A 24730-nucleotide genomic window follows, 5' to 3' on the forward strand; every position below is an offset into this window, starting at 1 on the left:
CCATGAAACGTAATGCAGGTTTTACCCTCATCGAGCTGGTGATTGTGATTGTCATCCTCGGTATTTTGGCGGTTACCGCTGCACCCAAGTTCCTGAATCTGCAAGGTGATGCACGTGAGTCCACCTTGAAGGGCATGAAGGCGGCGATGGAAAGCGGCGCCTCCATGGTCTATTCCAAGGCAGTGATTGCCGGCAAGGAGACCACCGCGTCCTCAACTGTCTCCAACGGCAGCAGCACCATCGCGATTGTGTACGGCTACCCGGCGGCAACCTCTGCAGGTATTGGTGCCGTGCTGGATTTCAGCCCGACTGACTGGACGGCGGCTGTCTCTGGCTCTTCCTATACCCTGCAACCGGTGAACGCGCCTTCTGGCTGTGTGGTGACGTATACACTGTCTGCCACCTCCGGCTCTCGTCCTACCGTTACCGCAGTGACCGCCTCCAGCTGCAGCTGATCTGCCCCCTGAGGGATAAGCTGGAAGCAGTGTGGATACACGGGGTGTTGACCGCAAGGTCATGCCCCGTTGTTGTTTAGTGCAGCCAATGACCGGGTTACCTACAGATGACACAACGTGGCTTCACCCTGATTGAATTGGTCATTGTCATCGTACTGCTTGGCATCATCGCCGTGACAGTGATCGCGCGCTGGGGTGGGCAGAAGGAGTACGAATTGGTGACGCTGCGCGATCAATTGGTGACGCGTTTACGTCTGGTCCAGCTGCGCAATATGAATGAAGCCAATGTTGTGGGCAGCGCTCCCGACGCCCGTTGCAGCTGGTTGCGTATCGATGATGACCGCTTTGCCTCTGCTACCACCGCCGGGACCGTTAGCAGCTGTCCGGCTCCGGCCCCCATTGCGACCTGGGACAGCGCCACCCTGACCCGGGGCGGGCTGGTGACGGGCCAGAGCGGAGTTCGCATCCGGCTACCCTCTGGCAGCTCACAGTTTGCTCTGCATTTTGATCGCCTCGGGCGCCCGTTGGGCGCCTGCCTGAATGGCTGTGTGGTAACGTTGAGCCTCGATAGCTTTCAGGACACGGTTCGCATCGAGGCGGAGGGATACATCCATGCGGGCTAGGGTCACGGGATTCACCCTGATGGAGCTGGTGGTGACCATAGTCCTGCTGGCGGCGGTATTGGGTCCCATGGTCGGATTCTTGGTGAGTCAGAGTCGTCAGGCCGTGGATCCTTTGCAGCAAGTTAGGGCATCACAGCTGGCACAGCGCCTGTTCAACCAGATGCTGTCCCGAGCCTATGATCAGAATTCCGATTTGAATGGTGGCCGTTGGCGCTGCGGCGAGACCGTCGATGGCATCAGCTATGCCGAATGCACGGCCAGCAGCGACTATGGTCCGGACAGTGGCGAGTCCCTGCCGCTGTTGTTCAATGATGTTGATGATTTTGATACCACCGCCATCTGCCAGCAGGGGCTGACCAGCTGTAGCCCTGCCTCCTGGATTGCGGCGTCGTTTTTTACCCAGGGCAGTGCAGGTGAGCAGCAGGAGTATGCCAATTTCGCGATTAACATCAGGGTAACCCCGCGTAGCGGATGTGCCGCTCGGTGCGCCGTGGCTAAACACATAGCGCTGCAGGTGCGTTTGCCGGATGGCAGCGTGCTGCCGTTTGCCTTTGAGCGGGGGAACTACTGATGCGAGCCTGCAGTCGTGGATTTACCTTGATGGAGATCGTGGTCGTCATCCTGTTGCTGGGGGTGCTGGGCATCTACACCACCCAGTTTATCGGTTCCGGTACCCGCATGTATGCCGACGTCGCCGCTCGCGAACAGTTGATGAACGATGTCCGCTTTGGTGTCGAGCGCCTGAATCGTGAAGTACGGGACGCCATACCTGGCACCCTGCAAGTGACCTCGGCACCGGCATGTATTCGCTTCTGGCCCATCAAGGCAGCCAGTCGTTATCTGCAACTGCCCGGTAGTGCGGCAGGCAGTACCATGGTCGCATTTATCCCGGCGTTGGCGGAGCAGCAGGTTGCGCCGGGGGATCTGGCCCTGGTTTTCCCGCAAGGGCTGGATCCGGCAACGGCCCCCTATGCTTGCTCTCATGGCAACTGCGTGTTGCAGGTCGCATCGGTGACCAGCGCGGCACCGCTGCAGAGCATTCAGCTGCAGGCGCAGTCAGGACTGACGGGTACGCAATTCGCGACGCCTTCTCCCGGCCAGCGCGTCTACTATGCCGATCGTCGCGTCAGCTTCTGCCAGCAAGGCAGTCAACTGATTCGGCAGGAGCAGTTGCTTGCCAGCTCGGCGACGGAGTCGAACATCATGGCCGAGGCGTTGCAAAGTGCCAGTTTCTCCATGGAGAGCGGCGCGTTTAACAGCAATGGTGAGGTGCTGGTGCGTCTACTGTTTTCCCGACGCGATGAAGCGGTACAGTTCAGCCACCTGTTGGAGGTGGATAATGTCCCCTAATCGCACTCTGCAACAGCGCGGTGCGAGCCTGATGGTGGCGCTGTTTGTGATCCTGATCTTCGGGCTCTTGACGGCGGCTCTGGCCCGGCTGCTGACCGACAGTGGAGAAAAACATGCCGTCGAGGTGCTGTCACTGCGCGCCTTGATGGCGGCCCAAACCGGCATTGAGCACAGATTGCAGGCGCAGTACCCATCAGGGGTCTGGCAGAGTGCCAGTTGTCTGCAAAGCGACAGCAGCTACAGCTTCAACGATGAGGGGTTGGCTGGCTGCCGATACGATGTGCACTGTCAGATGGTCTCGGCGGCAACATCGACGGGGACGCAGAGCGTATTACGACTGAGCAGTACCGGCCGTTGTGGTAACGATGGTATTGGCAGCAATGCAGATTTTGCGGTCAGCCGTACCGTGGTGGCCGAGGCGTTTGACGGGGAGAGATGATGAATCAACATGGTGTTGTTGTTTTGTGCATGTTGTGGTTGGGCAGCGCTGCAGCTCAGGCCATGACCATCGACTATGCGTCGGTCTTCCCAACCGTGGTACAGGGTGTCACCGCCAATTTGAGTTCCAGCTGCAGTTCATCCAATGCCTCTACCTTGGAGATCACCAACAGCTCGCAGATCAAAGGCGGAAGCAGTCCTTCGCTGAACCTGTGCCGAATCAATGTGCAAAGCAACAATGGCAATTGCATTAACAGCGCAGGGAGCCTGGTCAAATGTACCGCGAATGGTTCCCAGATCTCGCCCTTGGTGTTGGATGCCTTTGCCACCTCCAGTAATACAAACAGTGTGACGTATAACAATGGTCAAGTGGTAACGCTGGGGGCCTCCGGGCTTAGCGAGTATGGCAACCTGATGGTCGATAATGCGACGCTGAAATTCAGTAATCTGAACACGACTTATAAAATCAAAAGTCTGACGGTGCGCAATGGTCAGGCGGCGGTTTACCTGGCCCCCGGGGATTACTGGATCGAGACGCTGGATCTGGATGGGCGCAAGCTGCTGCTCAGCGAGACGGGCACGACCCGCATTTTTGTGAAGAATTATCTCTCGGTTAAGAATCAGGCAACCTTGAACGAAGATAACACCGGCAGCCTGGTGGTGATCGGCTATGGCAGCATCGAACTGCTGGGCGGTACCCACAATGGTTATTTCTATGCCGATGACAATTTTATTGTCCGTAACCAGGGCACGGTGAATGGCCGTGTCACGGCCCGTGATATCTATGTTTATGATTCTTATATCTACGACACGTCGACGGTGCTACCCCCTGTACTCGGGTGTGTCAGCGATGACTTTAACGTCACGTCCTTGAGTAACGACTGGGTCGTCGCCAAGAGTAGCGGCACCTTTACACCCAAGATTGTTAATGGACGTTTGCGTCTGACGGAGGCGGTGACCTATCAGGCGACCTCGATCTCGTATCAGCGCCTGTTTCCCGCCGCCGACAACCTGGTCACGATCGAGTTTGACCAGGCGGCCTATGGCGGGAATGGCGCCGACGGGATTGCCATGGTGTTGTCTGATGCCTCGGTGACGCCGCAGCCGGGTAGCAGTGGCGGCCCGCTGGGGTACGGTTATAAGACCGGGTCTCCGGGGTTTGCCGGCGGCTGGCTCGGGGTGGGTATCGATGAATACGGTAATTTTCGGGCGGAAGGCGGCAGCAATAACCAGACCAGAAAGGCCAACACGGTTTCAATCCGCGGCTCGGGCAGCAATTACTCAGGCTACCGTTACCTCTATGGTACCGATACGCTGAGCCCTGCGGTACATAATGGCAGCAGTTACCCGACCCCTGCGCATCGCTACCGTCTGCGCGTCGACTCCCGGACCAGCGGTCAGGCACTGGTGTTGATTGAACGCAATACCGGTTCTGGCTATGTGACCCTGATTCCGCAATTCAATGCCATTGGTCAGACCGGACAAAGTGCCATTCCGGAAAATTTCTATCTTTCATTTACCGGCTCGACCGGTGGTTCGAACAATATTCATGAACTGGATAACGTTAAAATTTGCGCGCTGAAGTCCAGTACTGTCGGGACGCAGATAGATCACTTCGAGTTCGATTTTGCGGGCAATCCGTTGACCTGTACTCCGCAGACGATGACGATTCGCGCCTGTGCCAACGCAGCGTGCAGCAGCCTGGTGACGGAGTCTGTCACGGCCACGCTGGCACCGTCGAGTCTGGCGGATGGCAGCTGGACGGGGGGCAATGTGGTGACGTTTTCGGGTGGCAGCAGCACGCTGACGTTGGCAAAACGCACGGCTGGCAACGTCACCATAGGGGTTACAGGCTCCACTCCCGCGACCAAACCCTTGAGCACGACCTTGTGCCGCAATGGCAGTTCCGGGTCATTGTCGGCGGCCGCCTGCACCCTGAATTTTGCCGATAGCGGCTTCATCTTTGACGTCCCTGCCAAGCGAGCAAACCAGCCTGCGACGGGGATCAGCATTCAGGCGGTGCGCACGAGCGATAGTTTGGGATTGTGCGTCCCGGCCTTTGCCGGTGTGACACGCAATGTGGCGTTCTGGAGCAGCTATGTTTCCCCCGCTACTACCGTGAACTCTGCTAAACCGGCCGTCACGGTGAACAGCACTGCGGTGGGCTTTACCGAGGCGACTGCGACCTCCATTCCACTGGTGTTCGATGCCAAAGGGACGGCAACCCTGAGCGTCAACTATGCCGATGCCGGGGAGATGAGGCTGGACGCGCGCTATACCGGGACTGCGGCCAATGGCGATGCCAACCTGGTGATGAATGGCTATGACCAGTTTGTCAGTGCGCCGGTCGGACTGTGTATCGAGCCTGAACAGACGTGCAGTGCTGGCAATGCCAGTTGCCCGGCCTTCCGGCGTGCCGGAGAGACGTTTGCACTGAAGATCACGCCCCGAGCCTGGCAACAGAATAATGATACCGATCTGTGCAGCGGTAACCTGATTACGCCGAATTTTGCCCTGAGCGGCATTGCGCTCGGCAGTCAGCTGGTGGCTCCCGCATCCGGCGTGAATGCCACCGTGACGCAGACCAGTTACGACCACAGCGCGCTGGCCAGCGGTACGGCGACGTTGAACCAGGCCGTGAGTGAGGTCGGGGTGTTCCGCATGACGGCGACGCCGCCAAGTTACATGGGCATGAGTCTGCCCGTGGCGACGAGTGGCCCGGTCGGGCGATTTACGCCTTATGATTATCAGATTCAAAATCCGAGTCTGCAGGCGGCGTGTTTCGCCAATGGATTCAGCTACATGGACCAGCCCTTTGCCATTGGTTACCAGGCGATTGCCCGCAATAAGAGTGGTCAAACGACCTTGAATTACGATAGCCGCTTCGACAGTGGCGGGTTTGTACACGATGTCACGACGCTGGTGGCTGAAAACAACGATGATGGTGTGCCTCTGGATGCGCGCCTGAGTTCCGTGTCCGCTTCCTGGGTCCAGGGCATGCAGTCTGTCAGCAGTTATCCGGTCGCATTTTCGCGTCTGGCGTCAGGAGGGGCGGATGGTCCCTTTGCCCGTCTCGATGTCGGGGTCAAGCTGCTGGGCAATGACAGCCTGAGCGTCGATGTGAGTAACGGTGATATGCACAGTGCAACTAGCGGTAGCTGCAGTAGTTGTAATGCGGTCAAGTTGGGTACGCAGATGATGCGTCTGGGGCGACTGTCGGCTGGTAACGGCCGGACTTCACCCGCCAGCGGCTTGGCTTTGCCGCTGCAATTTGAATATTTCAACGGCAGCAATTGGGTGTTGAATACCATGGATAATTGCTCGCGGCTTGATCTGCAGGCGAGCGATGGTTTCGTGTTTGACCGTGGCTATGACCTCGCGAGTCGCGAGTTGACGTTGGCCAGCAATGCGCACAGCCGACTTAGCCTCAGCAGCTCGCGCTCCGTGGCCGGAACCGCTGCATCCCAGACGGCAAATGGCGGCTACATCTGGCTGCATTTCAGCGCGCCGAACGTCAATGATAGGGTCAACTATCAGATTGAATTGAGCAAGCAGCCATCAACTCCCGTCTGGTTGCGTTTTGATTGGGATGGTGACGGCAGTGCGGGGACAGCTGAAGCGAGTGGCTGGGCCTATTTCAATCAATGGCGAGGCAGTGACCGGATCATCTATCGCCGCGAACAGTCCTGATTGAGTCTGATGCCAGACTGGTAGCAACAGTGCGAGCCGTGTCGGATCTGCAGTGCCGGCGCTGGATGTTTGCTTGCTCAATGAGCGGGGGATTGGTAAAGTGAGCCGGCTTTTTCCAGTCTCAACATTCCAGGATCCTCCGTTACCATGTTCAAGAATCTCAGAGGCTTGTTTTCCAACGATCTGTCGATCGATCTGGGTACTGCCAACACGCTGATCTACGTCAAGGGCAAGGGCATTGTGCTGAACGAGCCGTCTGTGGTTGCTATTCGTCAGGACCGAGGCGGGAATGCCAAGTCTGTCGCAGCCGTCGGGCATGCCGCCAAGCTGATGCTGGGCCGTACCCCGGGTAATATTGCGGCGATTCGTCCGATGAAGGACGGTGTGATCGCCGATTTCTACGTGACCGAGAAGATGCTGCAGCACTTCATCAAGCAGGTTCACGACAACAATTTCCTGCGTCCCAGCCCGCGCGTGCTGGTCTGTGTCCCCTGCGGATCCACCCAAGTGGAACGGCGCGCGATCAAGGAATCGGCGCAAGGTGCAGGGGCCCGCGAAGTCTATCTGATCGATGAGCCAATGGCGGCCGCGATCGGTGCCGGCTTGCCGGTTTCTGAAGCGACGGGCTCCATGGTTGTCGACATCGGCGGCGGTACCACCGAAGTGGCGATTATTTCGCTGAATGGTGTGGTGTACTCTTCTTCCGTGCGCATCGGTGGCGACAAGTTTGATGAGGCGATCATCAGTTATGTGCGTCGTAACTACGGTAGCCTGATCGGTGAGGCCACGGCTGAACGTATCAAGCACGAGATTGGCTCTGCCTATCCGGGTGATGAGGTGCGCGAGATCGAAGTCCGCGGTCGCAACCTGGCCGAAGGGGTACCGCGTAGTTTCACGCTCAACTCCAACGAAATCCTCGAAGCGCTGCAAGAGCCGCTGACCGGTATCGTCAGTGCCGTCATGGTGGCGTTGGAACAGTCGCCTCCGGAGCTGGCGTCCGATATCTCCGAGAAGGGGATGGTCCTGACAGGCGGTGGTGCCCTGTTGCGCGACCTGGATCGTCTGTTGATGGAAGAGACTGGCATTCCGGTGGTCGTAGCAGAGGATCCGTTGACCTGTGTGGCCCGAGGCGGTGGACGAGCGCTGGAGCTCATCGACATGCACGGCGGCGACCTGTTCCACTACGAATAACCCTTAAGCCGGCCCCTCGCGGGCCGGTTTCGTATAACGGACAGCATGAATCCAATCTTCGGTCGGGGCCTGGCCCTGCAATTTCGCCTCTTCTTTACGGTACTGCTTTCAGTGGGCCTGATCGTTGCCGATGCCCGCTTTCACCTGTTTTCCGGGGCACGCCTTTATCTTGACTCGTTTGTCAGCCCGTTGATCTATCTGGCGGATACGCCGCGTAAGCTGGCAGATGGTGTCAGCGAGCAGATCCAGACCCGAAACGAGTTACTCGACGAGAACCGCAAACTTGAACAGCAGCTGTTCTTGCTGCGCAGTGATCTGCTGCGGTTTACCCAGATTTCACAGGAGAACGAGCGCCTGCGTAAGTTGCTGGGCTCGCCGGTACAGGCTGATTCACGCAAGATGGTGGCCGAGATTCTCGCCGTGGATTCAGATCCCTTTGTGCATCAAATCGTCATCGATCGTGGCGAACGCAATGGTGTCTATGAGGGGCAGCCTGTGGTCAACGACCTGGGCGTCGTAGGCCAGGTGATCAGTGTTGGTAAAACCACGAGTCGTGTGCTGTTAATCTCCGACCTGAGCCATGCTTTGCCGGTGCGCGTGATGCGCAACGATATCCGCGCCATCGCCAGCGGGACTGGCATCCTGGATGAGTTGACGCTGAAGAACATACCGCGCAGTGCCGATCTGCAAGAGGGCGACATGTTGGTGACATCGGGTCTCGGAGGCCGCTTTCCGATGGGGTATCCGGTGGCAAAAATTACCCGTTTTTCCTATGAAGAGGGTAAGCCGTTTGCCGAGGTGAAAGCCGAGCCGCTGGCGGCCCTGGATCGTCTGCGTTACCTGTTGCTGTTGTGGCCAGAGCCGCTCAGTAGTGGCGCCCAGCCAGTTGTGCAGCCGGCCAGTGGTGCCATGGCCACCTCTGCTGCAACGCCAACCGTGGTCGCTCCGGCTGCGGCGCCGAAGCCGGGCGCTGGCAAGCCTCAGCCGGCCAAAGCCAGGGCTCACAAGGCAGTGGCGCCAACGAAGCGCCCTGCGCCGACAGGAGAGGCGCGATGAATATTACCGGCCATGGGACTGGTTCCATCTATTTGACCATACTGGCGGCACTGATCCTCTCCATACTACCGATGCCGTCCCTGCTTGATTATCACCGTCCGGACTGGCTGGCGCTGGTGGTGATGTACTGGGTCATCGCCTTGCCGCACCGGGTGAATCTGGGCACCGCCTGGGTTGCCGGTTTGCTGCTGGATATCCTGCTCGGTTCGACGCTGGGTATTCATGCCCTCTCCATGGCCATCATGGCGTATGTTGCGGCGCTGCAGTTCCAGAAAATTCGTAATTTCTCGGTCTGGCAACAGGCGTTGGTGATGGGCTGCATCAGCCTGCTGGGTCAGCTGACGGTGTTCTGGGCCGAGCATTTGTTTGGCGTTGCGACGCTGAATTATCGCTTGTTCTGGGCCTCGCTGAGTACCCTGCTGCTCTGGCCGCTGACCTTTGTCACACTGCGCAAACTGCGCCGACGTTTTCGTATCCGATGATGACTGCTGCTGCCGTTCTCTATCTGGCGTCGGCGTCGCCCCGGCGTCGTGAACTGTTGACTCAACTTGGTGTCAACTTCTCGTTGTTGCGGGTGGATGTCGAAGAGTGTCGTCAGCCTGGTGAGGCAGCGCGCGCTTACGTCAGCCGGCTGGCGCAGGAGAAAGCCCGTGCCGGTTGGCTTGCCTGTCAGGGCTCTCTGCCCGTGTTGGGTGCCGATACCATCGTTGTCATCGATCAGTCCGTACTGGAGAAACCACGCGATCAAGGCCATGCCGCTCAGATGATGCGCCAGCTATCAGGCCGCACCCATCAGGTGATGACAGCAATTGCGCTGGCCACTGTGCACGGCATCGATCTGCGCCTCGTCGTCACGGATGTGACGTTTCGCCCCTTGGACGATGAGGAAATTGCGGCATACTGGTCTACCGGCGAGCCGGCAGACAAGGCAGGCGGCTATGGTATTCAGGGCATAGGTGGCAAGTTCGTCAGCCATCTCTCTGGCAGTTACAGTGCCGTAGTCGGGTTACCGTTGCTGGAAACCGATCTGCTGTTGCGTGAGCGCCTCTAATCTCTTCAGGCAAGGAACCCCTTATGTCGACCGAACTGCTGGTGAATGTGACTCCCTCGGAGACCCGGGTTGCCCTCGTAGAACATGGTACCCTGCAGGAAGTTCATATCGAACGCCAGGCAAAGCGTGGTCTGGTTGGCAACATCTACAAGGGTAAAATCAGCCGGGTCTTGCCCGGCATGCAGGCGGCGTTTGTCGATATCGGCATGGAAAAGGCGGCGTTCCTGCATGCGTCGGACATAGTGCCGCATACCGAATGCGTTGATGTGCGCGAGAAGGAACATTTCCAGGTTGGCAACATCGCCGAGCTGGTGCGCCAGGGACAGGACATCATGGTGCAGGTGGTGAAAGACCCCATCAGTACCAAGGGTGCGCGCCTGACGACGGATATCACTCTGCCTTCGCGCTATCTGGTCTTTATGCCCGGCAGTGCCCATGTTGGCGTGTCACAGCGGATCGAGAGCGAGACGGAACGTGAGCGTTTAAAGCAGATAGTGCTGCGTCAGGTGGATGAACTTGGCGGCTTTATCGTCCGTACTGCCGCCGAAGGTGTGGGTGAACGCGAACTGGAACAGGATACCCAGTTCCTGAAGCGGCTATGGCGCAAGGTACTGGAGCGCCGGCAACTGAACAAGCCCTGCAGCATCCTCTACGAGGACCTGTCGCTGGCGTTCCGTATCCTGCGGGACTTTGTTGGTGCCGATCTGGACAAGATCCGTGTCGACTCGCGACTGACCTTCGAACAGCTGAAGTCGTTCACCGAAGAGTTTGTGCCCGAAATGGTCGACAAGCTGGACTACTATGCCGGCGACTCGCCGATCTTCGATTTGCATGATGTCGAAAATGAAATCCAGCGCGCGCTGGAACGTAAGGTGGAGCTGAAGTCTGGCGGTTATCTGATCATCGATCAGACCGAGGCGATGACCACCATCGATATCAATACCGGGGCTTTTGTTGGTCACCGCAACCTTGAAGAGACGATCTTCAATACCAATATCGAGGCGACAGCTGCCATTGCGCGTCAACTGCGGTTACGTAATCTGGGTGGCATCATCATCATCGACTTCATTGATATGCAGTCCGAGGATCACCGTCGCCGCGTGCTGCAAAGCCTGGAGCAAGCCTTGGCGCGGGATCGGGCCAAGACTTCGGTCAATGGCTTTTCGCATCTTGGACTCGTCGAGATGACGCGCAAGCGCACCCGGGAGAGTCTGGAGCACATCCTCTGCTCTGAGTGTCCGGAGTGCAAGGGGCGCGGCAGGGTCAAGACGGTGGAGTCCGTCTGCTATGAGATTCTGCGCGAGATCCTGCGTGTCAATCGCGCTTATGACGCCGATCAGTTTATCGTTTATGCCTCCTTGCAAGTGGCCGAGGCGTTGCACGTCGAAGAGTCGCACAGCCTGGCTGAGCTGGAGGTCTTCATCGGCAAGCAGGTCAAGGTGCAGGCAGAACCGCTCTACAGTCAGGAGCAGTTTGACGTGGTGATGATGTAGTGATCCGGCGCTCACTGTTTCACTTCTGGCGTTTACTGGCACTGGTGTTGCTGCTGATTGCGTCGTTGGTGACGGCGGCGCGTTTCGGGCTGCCCTGGGTGCAGTCTCAACGGCAGGCGATGCTGGATTCGCTGCTGGCGGGGTCGACATTGCAGGCGGATGCCGGCGCCTTGGGGGTCAGCTGGAGCGAGTATGGCCCGGCCATCACCTTGCATGACCTGCGATTGCAACCGCAGCAGCATGCGGGCTGGTCGTTGGCGATTCGTGATGCCCAGGTGCGGATACGGCCATGGCAAAGTCTGCTGGCGCGCCGCTGGGAGCTTGGTGGTCTGCATTTCAGCGGCGTGCAGCTGCAACTCGATGGTCGCTGGTTGCAACAACAGACGGCGACTGAGCACAAAACACCGACCGAGTGGTTGCCGCTGGCGCGGCTGCTGCTGGGGCGTCTGCAATCCTTTAGTCTGGAGCAGAGTGAAATTCGCCTGTTGACACCGATGGGGGATTTGACCCGCCTGCAGGTGTCTCGGCTCTATTGGCAGAACCGCGGTGATCGTCATAGTGGCGTCGGTGAACTGACGTTTTCCCATCCCGGTGTACACAGCCGATTGCAGCTGCAGGCCGATTTCAACGGTAACGCCGAGGATCCCGATGCGATGGCGGGGACGCTGTTTGTGCAGTCGTTACCGCTTGCCGTCGAGCCGAGCGACACCGTGCGTCCTGGTGCATTGCAGGGCGCGCTCGACTTTCGTTTCTGGCTGCAGCGCGAACATCGCGCCTGGCAGCTGGCGCAACTGCAACTGGGGACGAACCAGCTCTCCTGGCTCGATGAGGGGCAGACCCGTGAGGTTGCGGTCCGTGGTGGCCTGTTGCAATGGAAACGACGGGGTACAGCCTGGCAGCTGAGCTCGCAACAGCTTGAGGTCCGAGATGAGCAACGCGACTGGCATCCCTGGCAATTGCAGCTTGATTGGCAGCAAGGTGTACTCGGTGGTCAGCTCGACCCGGTCAACATTGGCGCGGTCACCCCGGCGCTGGTGCTGCTGTCAGGCCCCCAGAGCGAGCTGTCCAGGGCGTTGGAGCAGATGCGTCCGCAAGGCCGGTTGCAGAACATTGTGCTGCAGCATCAGGGGGCACAGGGGCCATGGCAGTTATCGGCGCGTTTTAGCGACCTAGGTTGGGCGCGATGGCAGATGTTGCCCGGCGTGTCTGCCGCGCAAGGCTCGCTGTTGCTCACCCCGAACGGCGGGTGGCTGTCCATGCACCTTGGCACGCAAACCCTCAAGGTGGGAGACTATTTCCCGGCAGACATTCCGTTGACCTCGCTGGATGCGGAGCTGGCGTTGCAGAAACGACGCGATGGATGGTTGCTTTCGGCCGAACAGCTACAGGTGCAGACTCCGGCGTTGCGCGCCAACGGTCAGTTCCGGCTGACCTTGCCGGATGCGGCCTCTCCTGCGCTTTATCTCTTGTCGCAGATTGACTTACTCGATGCCGGCCAGGCCTGGCGCTACTACCCGCGGCTTGCCATGGGGCAGCCACTGACCGACTACCTCACGCAATCCCTGCAAGCCGGCACAGTACAGGATGCCGTTTTGCTGTGGGATGGGCCATTGGATGCGTTTCCGTATCACAATGGCGAGGGCCGCTTTCAGGTGGCGGTGCCCCTGCGCCAAGCCCGTTTCCAGTTTGATCCGGCGTGGCAGCCTCTGGAGGATCTGAGCCTCGATCTGCTGTTCCAGAATGACACCTTGGAGATGCGAAGCCAGGCCGCCCGTCTGGGGGCGGCGCACAGCGATTTCATTCATGCCTGGTTCCCGAGCCTCGATGCGGCGGCACACTTGTATATCAATGCCGATGTACAGGGCGAGGCTGCCGCCGTGCAGCACTATCTGGTGCACTCCGGCGTGGCCGACTCGGTCGGGGCGGCGATGCTGGCCTTGCCACTCTCCCGCCCGCTCAAGGGTGAGGTGCAATTGGATATTCCGTTGGATGGTGCACCAGTCGGCGTCCTGGGGCATGTCGATTTTGACGGCAATGAACTTACAGTCCGAGACCTTGGCCTGCCACTTTCCCGCCTGAAAGGCCGCCTGGCGTTTACCCAGCAGGAAACCCGGTTCGAGGGACTGACCGCAATGGTGGCAGGTCAACCGGTGACCCTGGACTACCTGGGGCAGTTACAGCATGACGCTTATCAGGTAAAGCTGAAGATGGGCGGACAGTGGAGCAGTGAGAGTGCGGCGCTGCCAGATCACTGGCAGGGGGTTGTGACCGGGAAGACGCCCTGGCAGGGGACACTCGACCTGGCGTTAACCTCGGCCGGATTCCGCTATCAGGCGCAATGGCAGAGCTCGTTGCGTGGATTGACCTTGGCGGTACCGGCCCCTTATAGCAAGGCGCGAGATGAGACGCGGTCATTGCGGGTGACGGCGCGCGGTGACCAGCGGAGTAGCCAGTTGCAAGCCGAGTGGCAGCCAGGCTGGCGCTGGCAGGGTGATTGGTCGCCTCGCGATCATCGCTTCAGCCGTTTCTGGCTGGGCAATCAGCAGCTGGAGCCAACCGGCCAGAGTTGGTCACCGCTGCACCTGCAGCTGAATTTCACGGCGCTGGATGGCGATGCCTGGCAAGCCTGGTGGCAAGCAAGGCAGGGGGATCCACGTCAGGCCCAGCAGGCGAGCCGCTGGCTGTCGTCGTTGTTACCGGAACAAGGCTCATGGCAGCTGGCCGTGCCGAAGCTGCGCTGGCAACAACAGAATTGGGACAAGCTGACCTTTTCCGGACGCCAGAGCCCGGACCAGCAGGAGTGGTCATTGCTGGCGAATCAGGTGACGGCCAGCGGCCAACGCCGTGGGGATGCGCCCTGGTCCTGGGATGTCGCCTATCTGGAATGGCACCCGGACCCCGCGTCAGACACCTCGCCAAGGCCGATGCCCGCACGGGATGAGCAGCGGCGCACCTTGTCTGCCATCCCGCCGTTCAATCTGGTCTGCCAGCGTTGTGTGGTGGGCAAGATGCAACTGGGGCGCGTTGAATTGCAGGCCAGGCCGGCACGTAACGGGCTCAAGGTGCCCCATCTGCTGATTCAGCAGGGCAACAACAAGGTCACGGGCAAGGGGGAGTGGCAGCTCGATGGTGCCGCTTCGCTGAGTCGTCTGCAGTTGGATGGCCAGATCGCCAGCCTGGAAACCTGGCTGCAAGCGTTGGACATGCCATTGGGGTTCAGTGGCACTAAGGCCACTTTTGGCGGTCATCTCAGTTGGCAGGGGCCGCTGTATCGTCTGGATAAACCCACGCTGGCGGGCAAGATGAATTTCGACAGCGGTGAAGGCATGCTGCGTAACATGGGGTCCACCGGTACCCGTTTGTTGTCGGTATTTTCATTGCATGCCGTCATGCGCCGCTTGAGTCTGGATTTCAGTGATCTATTTGAAAAAGGACTCTTTTTCCGCCGCATTCACTTTACCAACCACATCGAACAGGGCCGCCTGAGTAGTGACGATTTCCTGCTTGAGGCCGATTCAGGTGACATAAAGGCGAAGGGCTCTCTGGATTTGAACAGCCAGAAGATAGATTATCAAGTCAGCTTCCGGCCGCAATTCTCCAACGAGCTGTCGCTGGCCACGGCCGTGGCGGTGACCCCGGTAACGGGGATCTATGTACTGGCCGCCTCCAAGTTGCTGTCTCCGGTGCTGGATGTCATCACCGAAGTCCGTTTCTCGGTGGGCGGAACCCTGGGGGCTCCCGAAGTCATTGAAACAGGTCGCGATACTCGCCCGGCAGAGGGGAAGAAGTGATGAAGCTTGCCGTCGTGCAACTCAACAGCCAACCACAGTGGGAAGAGAATCGCCAACAGATTGCCGCACAGCTGGCGTTGTTGCCACCGCAGCGGCCGATGTTGGTGCTGCTACCGGAGAATTTTGCGGCCTTTGGCACCACGGCGGATTATCAGGCCATTGCCGAACCGCTGGGCTCGGGCCCAATCCAGCAGCAGTTGGCGCTGTGGGCTCGGGAATTCGGGATCTGGCTCGTGGCCGGCTCACTGCCAACGCTGGCTGCTTCCGGAAACGGACTGCATACCACCATGTTGGTATTTGATGAGCGTGGACAAGCACGCGCGCATTACCACAAGCTGCATCTGTTTGACGTCGATGTCGCCGATGGACAGCGTCGATACCGTGAATCCGACAGTTTTATTGCCGGCAGCGAGTGCCGGGTGGTGGCGTCACCTTTTGGTGGTCTCGGGCTATCCATCTGCTACGATGTGCGCTTTCCGGAGCTGTATCGCCGCCTGCGCGTCGGTGGTGCCGACATCCTGCTGGTACCGGCGGCGTTCACCGCCGTGACAGGAGAGGCGCACTGGCGTCCCCTGCTGCAGGCGCGGGCCATCGAGAATCAGTGCTATCTGCTGGCGGCCAATCAGGGTGGCGAGCATGTCGGCGGGCGTCGCACCTGGGGGCATTCGTTGCTGCTCGACCCCTGGGGCAGGCTGCTGGGTGAGCTGGATGACCAACCCGGTGTCCTGGTGGCCGACCTGGACCCGGCTTTGATTTCACAAATCCGCACCGATATGCCGGTGCTGGAGCATGCCCGGCTGACGGGCGCCTGGAGAGATGAAGCGTCATGTTGTTGAATCAAGTTTCTGAACGCCTGCTGCGGCCCCATGAACTGGATGAGGCTATTTTAGCCAGGATGTTGCGTCAGTTGATGACACATCAGGTCGAGTTCGGCGATCTCTATTTTCAGAGCAGTTATCATGAGTCCTGGGTGCTGGAAGACGGCATCGTCAAGGATGGCAGCTATAACATCGATCAAGGTGTCGGTGTTCGCGCCGTCAGTGGTGAAAAGACCGGCTTCGCCTATTCGGATGAGCTGAGTATCCATGCTCTGAGCCAGTCGGTGATTGCGGCCCGCGGTATCGCCCAGAGCGGTGGTCATGGTGAGATCCGCATCTGGCAACCGAGTCAGGCTCCCATGCTATACGCGCCGCTCGACCCGTTGGGGACGCTCGACAAACACCAGAAGATCGCGTTGCTGGAGCAGATGGATCGTTTCGCCCGTACGCTGGATCCTGCCGTCAGTCAGGTCATAGCGTCACTGTCCGGGGTTTATGAAGAAGTGCTGGTTGCTGCCACCGATGGCACCCTGAGTGCCGATGTCCGGCCGCTGGTCCGACTGAACTGCACTGTTCTGGTGGAGCGGGGCGGGCGGCGCGAGCGCGGCAGCAGCGGCGGCGGTGGACGTTGCGGCTATGACTATTTCTTCGATCCGGTCGCCGGCGAGATGCGTGCGCTGGGGTATGTGCGCGAGGCGGTACGTCAGGCCCTGGTCAACCTTGACGCCGTCGATGCGCCGGCCGGTACCATGCCGGTGGTGCTGGGCCCGGGTTGGCCTGGTGTGTTGCTGCACGAGGCAGTGGGTCACGGACTGGAAGGGGACTTCAATCGCAAGGGCTCCTCGGCATTTGCCGGTCGGGTGGGACAGAAGGTTGCATCCGAACACTGTACCATTGTCGACGATGGCAGCCTGCCGGGCCGTCGCGGCTCGGTCAGCATTGACGATGAGGGGACTCCTGGCCAATACAATGTGTTGATTGAGAAGGGGATCCTCAAGGGCTACATTCAGGACAAGTTGAATGCCCGTCTGATGGGGGTCGCCCCGACCGGTAACGGGCGCCGTGAGTCCTATGCTCACCTGCCGATGCCGCGGATGACCAACACCTACATGCTGGCGGGTGAGCATGATCCACAGGAGATCATCGCCTCGGTCAAGCAGGGGATCTATGCGCCGAATTTCGGTGGCGGTCAGGTCGACATCACCTCCGGTAAGTTCGTGTTTTCAGCCTCCGAGGCTTATCTGATCGAGCATGGCAAGATCACCGCTCCGATTAAGGGGGCGACGCTGATCGGCAATGGTCCGGAGGCAATGCAGCAGGTGTCGATGGTCGGAAATGATCTGGCGTTGGATGCCGGGGTTGGCGTCTGTGGCAAGGATGGCCAGAGTGTGCCGGTAGGGGTGGGCCAGCCGACCCTGAAACTTGACATGATGACGGTGGGCGGCACGCGTTAAGCGCTGTTGCTGCGTCAACCAGCAGGCAAAAGGGCGGAGAGTTCCGCCCTTTTCACTGCTCGGCAGCCGGTGATTAGATCAGGGTTTCCAGTTCATCACGCAGATACTGGAACAGCTCGCGGAATGCGGCGGGCGGTTTGTTCCCTTCGCGTTCCTTCTTGGCCTGGCGCACCAGCTGACGCAGCTTTTGTCGGTCCAGCTCATGGTAGTCGCCGAGCAGGGCATTAATCGCCTCGTCACCTTCGGCAATCAGCTTTTCGCGCAGTTGTTCCAGTTTGTGCATGCGGGCGTTACCGGCCACATGGCGACTGCGAATGACATCGAGGGCTTTCTCGATCTCTTCGACTTCGCTGTTGCGCATCAGACGGCCGATAAACTGCAACTGGCGGCGGAATGCTTCACGCTTGCCTTGCAGACGGTGCGCCAACGCGATGGCGTCCAGCATCTCTTCGTCCAGTGGCACCTTGGCCAGCTCGGTGGGTTTCAGATTTACCAGTTCCGTGCCCAGCTGCTGCAAGCGCTCTGACTCGCGCTTCATTTCGCTCTTGCTGGGGCCTTCATATTCCCACTCGTCTTCGTGGGCTGATTCGTCAAATTGATTGTGCATGTGTCGGTTTCCACTCCAGTTGACCGATATGTTACCAGCTTCTCCCGTTGATTGCTGGCCTGTGATAGGCTGGATGGCTAATGATGACAAGACAGTAGTGACTATGGATCTGCAGCAGCAAATACGCCAGGAACAGACCCAACTGGAGTCTGTGGTTGCCGATGCGCTGACCATCGCCCGTTCATTGGGGGCGGACAGTGCCGAGGTTTCGATCAGCAAACAGACCGGTTTGTCGGTTAACACTCGCGGCGGTGAAGTCGAGAGCATTGAATTCAATAAAGACGGTGCGCTGGGTATTGCCGTCTATCGTGACGGACGCAAAGGATCTTCGTCGACCACGGATCTCTCTCCCGACGCGGTGCGTCGTGCCGTCGAGGCGGCACTGGATATTTCACGTCACACCTCGGCCGATCCTTTTGCCGGCCTGGCCGATGCGGACTGGCTGGCTTGGGAGACACCTGAGCTGGACTTGCTGCACCCCATCGCCGGCGACCCGGAATTTGGTATTCAACTGGCCCGTGCCTGTGAACAGCATGCGTTGTCGCTGGATAGCCGTATCAAGCACTCGGACGGGGCGGGCTTCAGCAGTCACCATGGCATCAAGGTCTATGGCAACAGCCATGGTTTTGTGCGTGGCTATGCCGGTTCCCGCCATTCGCTGAGCTGTGTGCTGATTGGCGAGCAGGACGGCGAGATGCAGCGTGACTACGGTTATTCATCATGCCGGCATATCGACGACCTCTGGGCTCCACAGCGCATTGCCGAAGAGGCGGTCGAACGTACCGTGTCGCGACTTGGGGCGCGCAAGATAGGTACCTGCAGCGTGCCGGTGCTGTTCTGTCCCGAGTCGGCCTCTGGCCTGTTTGGTCATCTGGTCTCTGCGATCAGCGGTGGTAGCCTGTATCGCAAGTCATCATTCCTGCTCGATTCATTGGGGCAGCAGATTTTTCCGGACTGGCTAACGATTGCCGAGCATCCGTTGCTGCGTGGTGGTCTGGCCAGTGCCCCGTTTGATGCCGAAGGCGTGCGCACCGTCGAGCGCGACATCATAGCCGCAGGGCAGTTACAGACCTACCTGTTGACCAGCTACTCCGGTCGCAAGCTCGGCATGCCGTCGACGGGTCATGCCGGTGGCATCCACAACTGGCAGGTGCGAGGTCAAGGACAGAGCAAGGAGCAATTGCTGGCACAAATGGGGACCGGTCTGCTGGTGACCGAACTGATGGGGCAGGGTGTCAACATTGTCACTGGCGACTATTCGCGTGGGGCATCCGGTTTCTGGATCGAAAATGGCGAGATTGCCTACCCGGTCGAGGAGATCACCATTGCCGGTAACCTGAAAGAGATGTTCCGCAGCCTGGTTGCCGTTGGCGATGACTGGGATCTGCGCTCGAGCCTGCGCACCGGCTCGGTGCTGCTGGATAACATGAAGGTGGCGGGCAATTAAGCTCGCAATCGGATACGGACACGTTCCATCGCAAGGGAGTGAAACATGCGACTGCTGAATCATCTGTTTGAACAGAACCGCAGCTGGGCCGAGAAGATCAAGGCAGAAGATCCGCATTTCTTTGAGAAGCTGTCCCGGCAGCAAGCTCCGGAATACCTCTGGATCGGTTGTTCCGACAGCCGGGTACCGGCAAACGAATTGCTGGGCCTGTTACCGGGCGACGTGTTTGTGCACCGGAATGTCGCCAATTTGGTGATTCATACTGATTTCAACTGCTTGTCGGTGATCCAGTACGCCATTGATGTCTTAAAGGTGAAACACATCATAGTGTGTGGTCATTACGGTTGTGGCGGCGTGGTCGCGGCGATGGGCAATGATGAGCACGGTCTGATCGATAACTGGCTGCGCAATATCAAGGACATCTATTTCAAGTATCGGGAGCAGATCGAGGAGATTGTCGATGTGCGTGAGCGCCAGGACTTCCTGTGCGAGCTGAATGTACTGGAACAGGTGGCGAATGTCTGTTGTACCACCATAGTACAGAACGCCTGGAAGCGCGGTCAGGAGCTGGCCATTCACGGCTGGATCTATGGTCTGCAGGATGGCCTGTTGCGGGATCTGGGGGTGACGATCAACGCGCTGGATCAGATCCCCGATGTCTATCGCTCTTCTCGCGACATAGTGACTCAGTATCACAGCCCGGACGCGGGCAAAGACTGAGCCCGCATCGTGCGCTGCCCCAGGCGCAGGCGAGTGGCGGGCAGTAGCGTGCGCATAAAAAGCAGGGGCCCAAGGGCCCCTGCATCTGTATACGAAGTGTGGCGGTATTAGAAGTCGTAACGTGCAGCCAGTTGGTAGTCGTTTTCCACCGCTTCAGCGCTGGAGTCACTCTTGCCTTCCAGACCCTGGATGCGGTATTCGCCAATTACGCGCAGTGACTTGTTGAACTTGTACTGGGCGCCCAGCGTGTAGTAGTCGACGGTGTCGGTTTTGGTACCGGCCTTGTCGGACTCTTGCTTGTCATACACGGCCATCAGGCCAAAACCGTTGGCGAAGTTATAACCCAATGCAGCTTCCCAACCGGTGTGGTCGGTGCCGGTTGCCAGATAGTCGGTGCCATCGGCATAGTTCAGGGCGGCATACAGAGACTTGTTGTCGAACATGACGCCGACGATCGCCAGCTTGGCATCGTTCTCGCCCGCCTTGTCACGCTGGCCCACGTTGTAGCCGGCGCCGAAGCCCAGGCCATTTTCCAGCGTGTAGGAGGCAGAGATACCGTAAGCTGCATCGGCAGACGAGCTGGTCTTCTCTTCAGTGGTGTTACCGTCAAACTTGTAGGAGGCTTCGCCCTTGAAGCCGCCAAAAGTGGCGGAGTACTTCAGCAGGTCTGAAGAGCGGCCGGTTCCGAATTTATCGGCGCCATGGCCCAGCGCATCGGCACCGTAACCATCGGAGAGTGCGACGTCAGTCCAGTCGGCGATTTGCGAGATGGCGCCCTTTTGGCGACCGAAGGTCACCTGACCCCAGCTTTCTGACTTGAGGCCAGCGAATGCCAGACGAGTACGGATCTTGTCGTCCTGGCAAGTGGTGCTGTGTGTGCCATCAGTGGCTTCGGTGGTGGTGCAGGAGACGTTGTTGATCTTTTCGCTATCACCGATATTGAATTGGGCTTCGTATTGACCTACAGCCTTCAGCGTACCGGAGATGGCGCTGTCAGCCTTGACGCCAAAGCGAATGAACTGGTTGGCTCCGACCTTGGCACTGTAATCTTCGCTGTGGTTCTTCTTCTCACCGAAGAATTGACCGGCATAGATGCGGCCGTACATGTCGAGCGCCATCTGTTCATTCTTGTAGACTTCGGCGGCTTGCGCGGCAGAGGTGGCGGCCAGCAGGGCCACGGCAACAGCAGTCAGCTTTTTCATCATCGATCCTTGTTTAGTGTGGCTTTTTGCCTGAGGGTTAACGACGGGGCCATGCTAGAAGTCGCAGATGACGCTTCTGTTACGTCGGGGTGAAGTTTTTATTGCTGGGGAACTTTTGGGCCCGGACTTGACGCTATCTAATCCCGGCAGCAAGGATTGATGCAGGCAAAGGTTTTTCCTTGATGTTAGAATGCCGCCGTTTTGACGAATCCATTTCCTTTTTCACAGGTAGAAGCAGCTATGAGACGTGAACTGGCGATCGAATTTTCCCGGGTAACCGAGGCCGCCGCGCTGGCCGGTTACAAGTGGCTCGGCCGCGGGGACAAGAATCTGGCCGATGGTGCCGCGGTCGAGGCGATGCGACTGGTGTTGAACCAGGTCGAGATCGATGGCGAGATCGTCATCGGAGAAGGTGAGATCGACGAGGCACCGATGCTGTATATCGGCGAGAAAGTCGGCTGTGGCGGTGATGCAGTGGATATCGCCGTGGATCCGATCGATGGCACCCGCATGACGGCGATGGGCCAGGCGAATGCGGTAGCGGTACTGGCTGCCGCGGCTAAAGGTGGCTTCATGAAGGCACCGGATATGTATATGGAGAAGTTGATTGTCGGCCACAAGGCGAAGGGGGTCATCGATCTCGCGCGTCCGCTGGTGGAGAATATCGAAGCCGTCGCTCAGGCGCTGGAAAAGCCGGTTAATCGTCTGACGGTGATTACCCTGGCCAAGCCGCGCCATGATGACGCGATTCGCCAGATGCAGCAGATGGGCGTGCGTGTCTTTGCCATCCCGGATGGTGACGTGGCCGCCTCAGTCTTGACCTGCTTGCCGGATAACGAAGTCGACATGCTCTACTGCATCGGTGGCGCGCCGGAGGGCGTGGTCTCTGCCGCCGTGGTGCGTGCTCTGGATGGTGACATGCAGGGCCGCCTCTGGCCGCGACACAAGGTAAAGGGTGACACCGAAGAAAACCGTCGACTGGGCACCGATGAATTGGCGCGCTGTGAAAAGATGGGCATTCAGGCAGAAGTCGTGCTCAAGCTGGATGACATGGTGCGTACCGATAACGTCATCATCTCGGTGACCGGTATTACCAAGGGCGATCTGCTGGAAGGTATCACCAGCGATGGCACCCTGGCGACCACGGAAACCCTGTTGATTCGTGGCAAGTCACGCACTATTCGTCGCATTGGCTCGACCCACTACCTGGATCGCAAGGACCAGCAACTCCGCGATATCATTCTGTGATGGCATGCGCCGTCCGCATCGGTAGCAAGAGAGCGCATTGGCGCTCTCTTGGCATTTTTAGCGCTCAGTGATTGAGTGTCAGCAGATAGCGATTGCCATTGCGCGTGAAGCCATTATGTAGCAAGAAGGCATTCAGGGCCGAGTGCTCTTCGGGACGGGCGGCATGGGTTGAGAGCATGGCCTGGGAACAGCCTTGGGCCTGCATCCAACCCAGGGTTTCGGTCAGCAAGTATTGGCCTATGCCGCGCCGGCGGGTGACATCCCGTACGGCGAAGTAAACGATCTCTTCATCGCGAGTCACGGCGAGACCGACAATTCGATCGTTGAATGTGGCGACATGCCAATGACCGGCATGGAGCAGCTGCTCGTGATTGAGATTGTCGGCGGCCAGCAGCTTGTTCAGGCTGTCGAGCCAATAGGGTGAGAGTTCGGAACTGTGATGGACTGTGAGGCGCATGGTCGGTCTCCTGAGACGTTCGCCGCGGCGGCTGACGACTTTCCACGGTTAGCAAGCCGTTTCGTATGAGCCAAGTTTAACACGTCTACCCCCAGCCGGGCGGCATGACAGGGAGATGAGAGCAGAATGGAGTGTCGACTGGGATGTGGTGCCTGTTGTATTGCCCCGAGTATCAGTTCGGTCATCCCGGGGATGCCGGATGGGAAACCGGCGGGAGTGCGCTGCATACAGCTGGATGAAGGCAACCTGTGCCGGCTGTTTGGCTCAGCATTACGGCCAGCCGTGTGCTCTGGTTTTCGCCCGATGGCCGATGTCTGCGGGCAGAGTGCTGCACAGGCGTTGACGCTGCTCGCCGAGTGGGAACGTGTGACGCTGACGTAAGAAACAGGGCTCAGCGGGCCAGCCAGGCTACCGGATTGACCGGTTTGCCTTGCCAGCGAATTTCGAAATAGAGGCCGGACTGAGGCTGCCCGCCACTGTTGCCGGTGCGGGCGATGACATCACCGGTATGCACGGCATCGCCGCTTTGCTTCAGCAGGCTGTCGTTGTTTCCATACAGGCTCAGATAACCGCTGCCATGGTCGATGACCATCACATTGCCAAAACCATCCAGCCAGTCGGCAAAGACAACATCGCCATCGGCGATGGCTCGAACCGGTGCGCCATTGGCTGCGCCGATGAGGATGCCTTTCCAGCTGACTTCGCCACTGCGATGTTCACCGAATTGACGCACCAGGGCGCCTTTGAGGGGCCATGGCAGACGACCTCGTTGTTTGCCGAGCCCTTTGTGATCACCGAGGGCAATCGTGGCGTTGGCTTTGGCCTCGGCTGCGGCCTCGGACTTGCCCTGTTCGCGGGCCTTGGCGCGGGCGCGGGCAATGGCCTCGGCCTTCTTGCGTTTGCGTTCCGCCTCCAGGCGCTTGCGGGCCTCTTCAATCTTGCGCGTGAGCTGTTTTTCGGCAACTTGCAGTTTCGCCAGCTGTGCCTGGTCATCGGCCAGCGAAGACTTGATGGCGGCAACGGTGGCTTCCCGTTGCTGCTGCTTGGTCTGCAGGCTTTGCTTGTCTTGTTGCTGACTCTTCGCCAGACCGCTGAGCGTCGCTGTGGTCTTGGCCGTCGCTCGCTTGTTTTGCTCAAGCTGGTGCAGCGTCTCTTTCAGATCGGCGATCGCTTTGAGGCGCGCATCATTGAAGTAACCGTAGTAATCCAGTGCGCGGCCAATCGCCGCAGGATCTTGCTGGTTCAAGAGCAACTTCAGATAGTCGTGTTCCCCCATGCGATAGGCATGGTCGAGCTGTTCCGCCAGCAACTTTTCTTGTCGCTGTTGTGCGCTCTTGAGCTCACGTTGCTGCTGTTCGAGGCTGCGTAACTGTTTGCGTGTGGCGTTGAGACGATTCTGGGTGGTTTGCAGTCGGCTCGCCAGCTCGGTGACGGCGTTTTCGTCTTTGCGCAGTTGTTCATGCAGGCTGCTCAGATCCTTCTTTTGGCTCTGGATTTCCTGCTGTTTTTGCTGGATTTGTTCGCGGACCTTGTTCAGATCCTGGTGGTTGGCTGCGGAGAGTGGCGAGACAAAAAACAGCGCGCCGGCCAGCAGGCCGACGCGTGTCATTATCTTCAGGATGGTGTCAGATATCCGCAT

22 protein-coding genes are annotated in these 24730 nt (G+C 58.8%); 18 read left to right on the forward strand and 4 right to left on the reverse strand.

Annotated features, from left to right (window positions below; genetic code table 11):
- Window positions 1–2: 2 nt before the first annotated feature.
- The 14 genes from ACFOSS_RS03615 to tldD all read left to right on the forward strand — a co-directional run bounded on the left by ACFOSS_RS03615 (window position 3) and on the right by tldD (window position 17410).
- Window positions 3–455 (forward strand): type II secretion system protein, encoded by a 453-nt coding sequence (locus ACFOSS_RS03615; RefSeq protein ID WP_377150690.1) that lies wholly within the window; start codon window positions 3–5, stop codon window positions 453–455.
- Between the two features lie 107 nt (window positions 456–562).
- Window positions 563–1078, forward strand: a complete 516-nt coding sequence (locus ACFOSS_RS03620; RefSeq protein ID WP_377150691.1) for a type II secretion system protein — start codon at window positions 563–565, stop codon at window positions 1076–1078.
- Window positions 1068–1649: a type IV pilus modification PilV family protein gene (locus tag ACFOSS_RS03625; protein ID WP_377150692.1), complete on the forward strand. Its 582-nt coding sequence runs from the start codon at window positions 1068–1070 to the stop codon at window positions 1647–1649. The genes ACFOSS_RS03620 and ACFOSS_RS03625 overlap by 11 nt, the downstream gene beginning before the upstream one ends.
- Entirely contained in the window at window positions 1649–2428 is a 780-nt protein-coding gene (locus ACFOSS_RS03630) for a prepilin-type N-terminal cleavage/methylation domain-containing protein (RefSeq protein ID WP_377150693.1), read from the forward strand. Before ACFOSS_RS03625 ends, ACFOSS_RS03630 begins: the two co-directional genes overlap by 1 nt.
- Window positions 2418–2867, forward strand: coding sequence for an MSHA biogenesis protein MshP (locus ACFOSS_RS03635; RefSeq protein ID WP_377150694.1), 450 nt, complete (start codon window positions 2418–2420; stop codon window positions 2865–2867). The genes ACFOSS_RS03630 and ACFOSS_RS03635 overlap by 11 nt, the downstream gene beginning before the upstream one ends.
- On the forward strand, window positions 2867–6556 hold the full coding sequence (locus ACFOSS_RS03640; RefSeq protein ID WP_377150695.1) for a DUF6701 domain-containing protein: 3690 nt from the start codon (window positions 2867–2869) through the stop codon (window positions 6554–6556). Before ACFOSS_RS03635 ends, ACFOSS_RS03640 begins: the two co-directional genes overlap by 1 nt.
- A 147-nt stretch (window positions 6557–6703) precedes the next feature.
- Window positions 6704–7747, forward strand: coding sequence for a rod shape-determining protein (locus tag ACFOSS_RS03645; RefSeq protein WP_377150696.1), 1044 nt, complete (start codon window positions 6704–6706; stop codon window positions 7745–7747).
- A 45-nt stretch (window positions 7748–7792) separates the two neighbouring features.
- Window positions 7793–8803: a rod shape-determining protein MreC gene (mreC, locus tag ACFOSS_RS03650; protein ID WP_377150697.1), complete on the forward strand. Its 1011-nt coding sequence runs from the start codon at window positions 7793–7795 to the stop codon at window positions 8801–8803.
- Entirely contained in the window at window positions 8800–9285 is a 486-nt protein-coding gene (gene mreD, locus ACFOSS_RS03655) for a rod shape-determining protein MreD (RefSeq protein ID WP_377150698.1), read from the forward strand. Before mreC ends, mreD begins: the two co-directional genes overlap by 4 nt.
- A complete protein-coding gene (locus tag ACFOSS_RS03660) occupies window positions 9285–9854 on the forward strand; it encodes a Maf family protein (RefSeq protein ID WP_377150699.1) in 570 nt (189 codons plus the stop codon). Before mreD ends, ACFOSS_RS03660 begins: the two co-directional genes overlap by 1 nt.
- Before the next feature lie 23 nt (window positions 9855–9877).
- Window positions 9878–11347, forward strand: coding sequence for a ribonuclease G (gene rng / locus ACFOSS_RS03665; protein WP_377150700.1), 1470 nt, complete (start codon window positions 9878–9880; stop codon window positions 11345–11347).
- Window positions 11347–15138, forward strand: coding sequence for a YhdP family protein (locus tag ACFOSS_RS03670; protein ID WP_377150701.1), 3792 nt, complete (start codon window positions 11347–11349; stop codon window positions 15136–15138). The genes rng and ACFOSS_RS03670 overlap by 1 nt, the downstream gene beginning before the upstream one ends.
- Window positions 15138–15974 (forward strand): carbon-nitrogen hydrolase family protein, encoded by an 837-nt coding sequence (locus tag ACFOSS_RS03675; protein ID WP_377150702.1) that lies wholly within the window; start codon window positions 15138–15140, stop codon window positions 15972–15974. Before ACFOSS_RS03670 ends, ACFOSS_RS03675 begins: the two co-directional genes overlap by 1 nt.
- On the forward strand, window positions 15965–17410 hold the full coding sequence (gene tldD / locus ACFOSS_RS03680) for a metalloprotease TldD (RefSeq protein ID WP_377150703.1): 1446 nt from the start codon (window positions 15965–15967) through the stop codon (window positions 17408–17410). Before ACFOSS_RS03675 ends, tldD begins: the two co-directional genes overlap by 10 nt.
- Before the next feature lie 73 nt (window positions 17411–17483).
- Here the strand turns inward: tldD and yjgA are convergent, their stop codons facing one another.
- Window positions 17484–18017: a ribosome biogenesis factor YjgA gene (yjgA, locus tag ACFOSS_RS03685; RefSeq protein ID WP_377150705.1), complete on the reverse strand. Its 534-nt coding sequence runs from the start codon at window positions 18015–18017 to the stop codon at window positions 17484–17486.
- A gap of 103 nt (window positions 18018–18120) precedes the next feature.
- Here yjgA and pmbA point away from each other — a divergent pair, with 103 nt between their 5' ends.
- Both pmbA and can read left to right on the forward strand, forming a co-directional pair.
- Complete coding sequence (gene pmbA / locus ACFOSS_RS03690; protein ID WP_377150984.1) at window positions 18121–19464, forward strand: metalloprotease PmbA; 1344 nt, start codon at window positions 18121–18123, stop codon at window positions 19462–19464.
- Window positions 19465–19509: 45 nt separating this feature from the next.
- Window positions 19510–20184, forward strand: coding sequence for a carbonate dehydratase (gene can, locus ACFOSS_RS03695; protein ID WP_377150706.1), 675 nt, complete (start codon window positions 19510–19512; stop codon window positions 20182–20184).
- Between the two features lie 107 nt (window positions 20185–20291).
- Here can and ACFOSS_RS03700 read toward each other — a convergent pair whose 3' ends face one another.
- Window positions 20292–21386: a porin gene (locus ACFOSS_RS03700; RefSeq protein ID WP_377150707.1), complete on the reverse strand. Its 1095-nt coding sequence runs from the start codon at window positions 21384–21386 to the stop codon at window positions 20292–20294.
- A 240-nt stretch (window positions 21387–21626) separates the two neighbouring features.
- Between ACFOSS_RS03700 and glpX the strand changes: the two genes are divergently transcribed.
- Window positions 21627–22634 carry a class II fructose-bisphosphatase gene (gene glpX / locus ACFOSS_RS03705; RefSeq protein ID WP_377150708.1) on the forward strand — a complete coding sequence of 336 codons (1008 nt, stop codon included), beginning with the start codon at window positions 21627–21629 and terminating at the stop codon, window positions 22632–22634.
- Window positions 22635–22698: 64 nt separating this feature from the next.
- Here glpX and ACFOSS_RS03710 read toward each other — a convergent pair whose 3' ends face one another.
- A complete protein-coding gene (locus ACFOSS_RS03710) occupies window positions 22699–23091 on the reverse strand; it encodes an acetyl-CoA sensor PanZ family protein (RefSeq protein ID WP_377150709.1) in 393 nt (130 codons plus the stop codon).
- Between the two features lie 126 nt (window positions 23092–23217).
- Between ACFOSS_RS03710 and ACFOSS_RS03715 the strand changes: the two genes are divergently transcribed.
- On the forward strand, window positions 23218–23472 hold the full coding sequence (locus ACFOSS_RS03715; protein WP_377150711.1) for a YkgJ family cysteine cluster protein: 255 nt from the start codon (window positions 23218–23220) through the stop codon (window positions 23470–23472).
- A gap of 10 nt (window positions 23473–23482) precedes the next feature.
- Here ACFOSS_RS03715 and envC read toward each other — a convergent pair whose 3' ends face one another.
- The gene (envC, locus tag ACFOSS_RS03720) at window positions 23483–24730 is read right to left on the reverse strand and encodes a murein hydrolase activator EnvC (protein WP_377150712.1); all 1248 of its coding nucleotides are present in this window, start codon (window positions 24728–24730) and stop codon (window positions 23483–23485) included.

Origin of the sequence: Pseudaeromonas sharmana, from assembly GCF_042649925.1 — a bacterium.
Lineage (GTDB): Bacteria > Pseudomonadota > Gammaproteobacteria > Enterobacterales > Aeromonadaceae > Pseudaeromonas > Pseudaeromonas sharmana.

Coding starts and splice junctions, on each gene's coding strand:
- ACFOSS_RS03715 (WP_377150711.1), top strand. CDS start 23,218: ATGGAGTGTCGACTGGGATGTGGTGCCTGTTGTATTGCCCCGAGTATC.
- glpX (WP_377150708.1), top strand. CDS start 21,627: ATGAGACGTGAACTGGCGATCGAATTTTCCCGGGTAACCGAGGCCGCC.
- rng (WP_377150700.1), top strand. CDS start 9,878: ATGTCGACCGAACTGCTGGTGAATGTGACTCCCTCGGAGACCCGGGTT.
- ACFOSS_RS03700 (WP_377150707.1), bottom strand. CDS start 21,386: ATGAAAAAGCTGACTGCTGTTGCCGTGGCCCTGCTGGCCGCCACCTCT.
- pmbA (WP_377150984.1), top strand. CDS start 18,121: ATGGATCTGCAGCAGCAAATACGCCAGGAACAGACCCAACTGGAGTCT.
- ACFOSS_RS03660 (WP_377150699.1), top strand. CDS start 9,285: ATGACTGCTGCTGCCGTTCTCTATCTGGCGTCGGCGTCGCCCCGGCGT.
- ACFOSS_RS03615 (WP_377150690.1), top strand. CDS start 3: ATGAAACGTAATGCAGGTTTTACCCTCATCGAGCTGGTGATTGTGATT.
- ACFOSS_RS03630 (WP_377150693.1), top strand. CDS start 1,649: ATGCGAGCCTGCAGTCGTGGATTTACCTTGATGGAGATCGTGGTCGTC.
- ACFOSS_RS03675 (WP_377150702.1), top strand. CDS start 15,138: ATGAAGCTTGCCGTCGTGCAACTCAACAGCCAACCACAGTGGGAAGAG.
- mreC (WP_377150697.1), top strand. CDS start 7,793: ATGAATCCAATCTTCGGTCGGGGCCTGGCCCTGCAATTTCGCCTCTTC.
- tldD (WP_377150703.1), top strand. CDS start 15,965: ATGTTGTTGAATCAAGTTTCTGAACGCCTGCTGCGGCCCCATGAACTG.
- ACFOSS_RS03640 (WP_377150695.1), top strand. CDS start 2,867: ATGAATCAACATGGTGTTGTTGTTTTGTGCATGTTGTGGTTGGGCAGC.
- envC (WP_377150712.1), bottom strand. CDS start 24,730: ATGCGGATATCTGACACCATCCTGAAGATAATGACACGCGTCGGCCTG.
- ACFOSS_RS03625 (WP_377150692.1), top strand. CDS start 1,068: ATGCGGGCTAGGGTCACGGGATTCACCCTGATGGAGCTGGTGGTGACC.
- ACFOSS_RS03645 (WP_377150696.1), top strand. CDS start 6,704: ATGTTCAAGAATCTCAGAGGCTTGTTTTCCAACGATCTGTCGATCGAT.
- ACFOSS_RS03710 (WP_377150709.1), bottom strand. CDS start 23,091: ATGCGCCTCACAGTCCATCACAGTTCCGAACTCTCACCCTATTGGCTC.
- yjgA (WP_377150705.1), bottom strand. CDS start 18,017: ATGCACAATCAATTTGACGAATCAGCCCACGAAGACGAGTGGGAATAT.
- ACFOSS_RS03620 (WP_377150691.1), top strand. CDS start 563: ATGACACAACGTGGCTTCACCCTGATTGAATTGGTCATTGTCATCGTA.
- ACFOSS_RS03635 (WP_377150694.1), top strand. CDS start 2,418: ATGTCCCCTAATCGCACTCTGCAACAGCGCGGTGCGAGCCTGATGGTG.
- mreD (WP_377150698.1), top strand. CDS start 8,800: ATGAATATTACCGGCCATGGGACTGGTTCCATCTATTTGACCATACTG.
- can (WP_377150706.1), top strand. CDS start 19,510: ATGCGACTGCTGAATCATCTGTTTGAACAGAACCGCAGCTGGGCCGAG.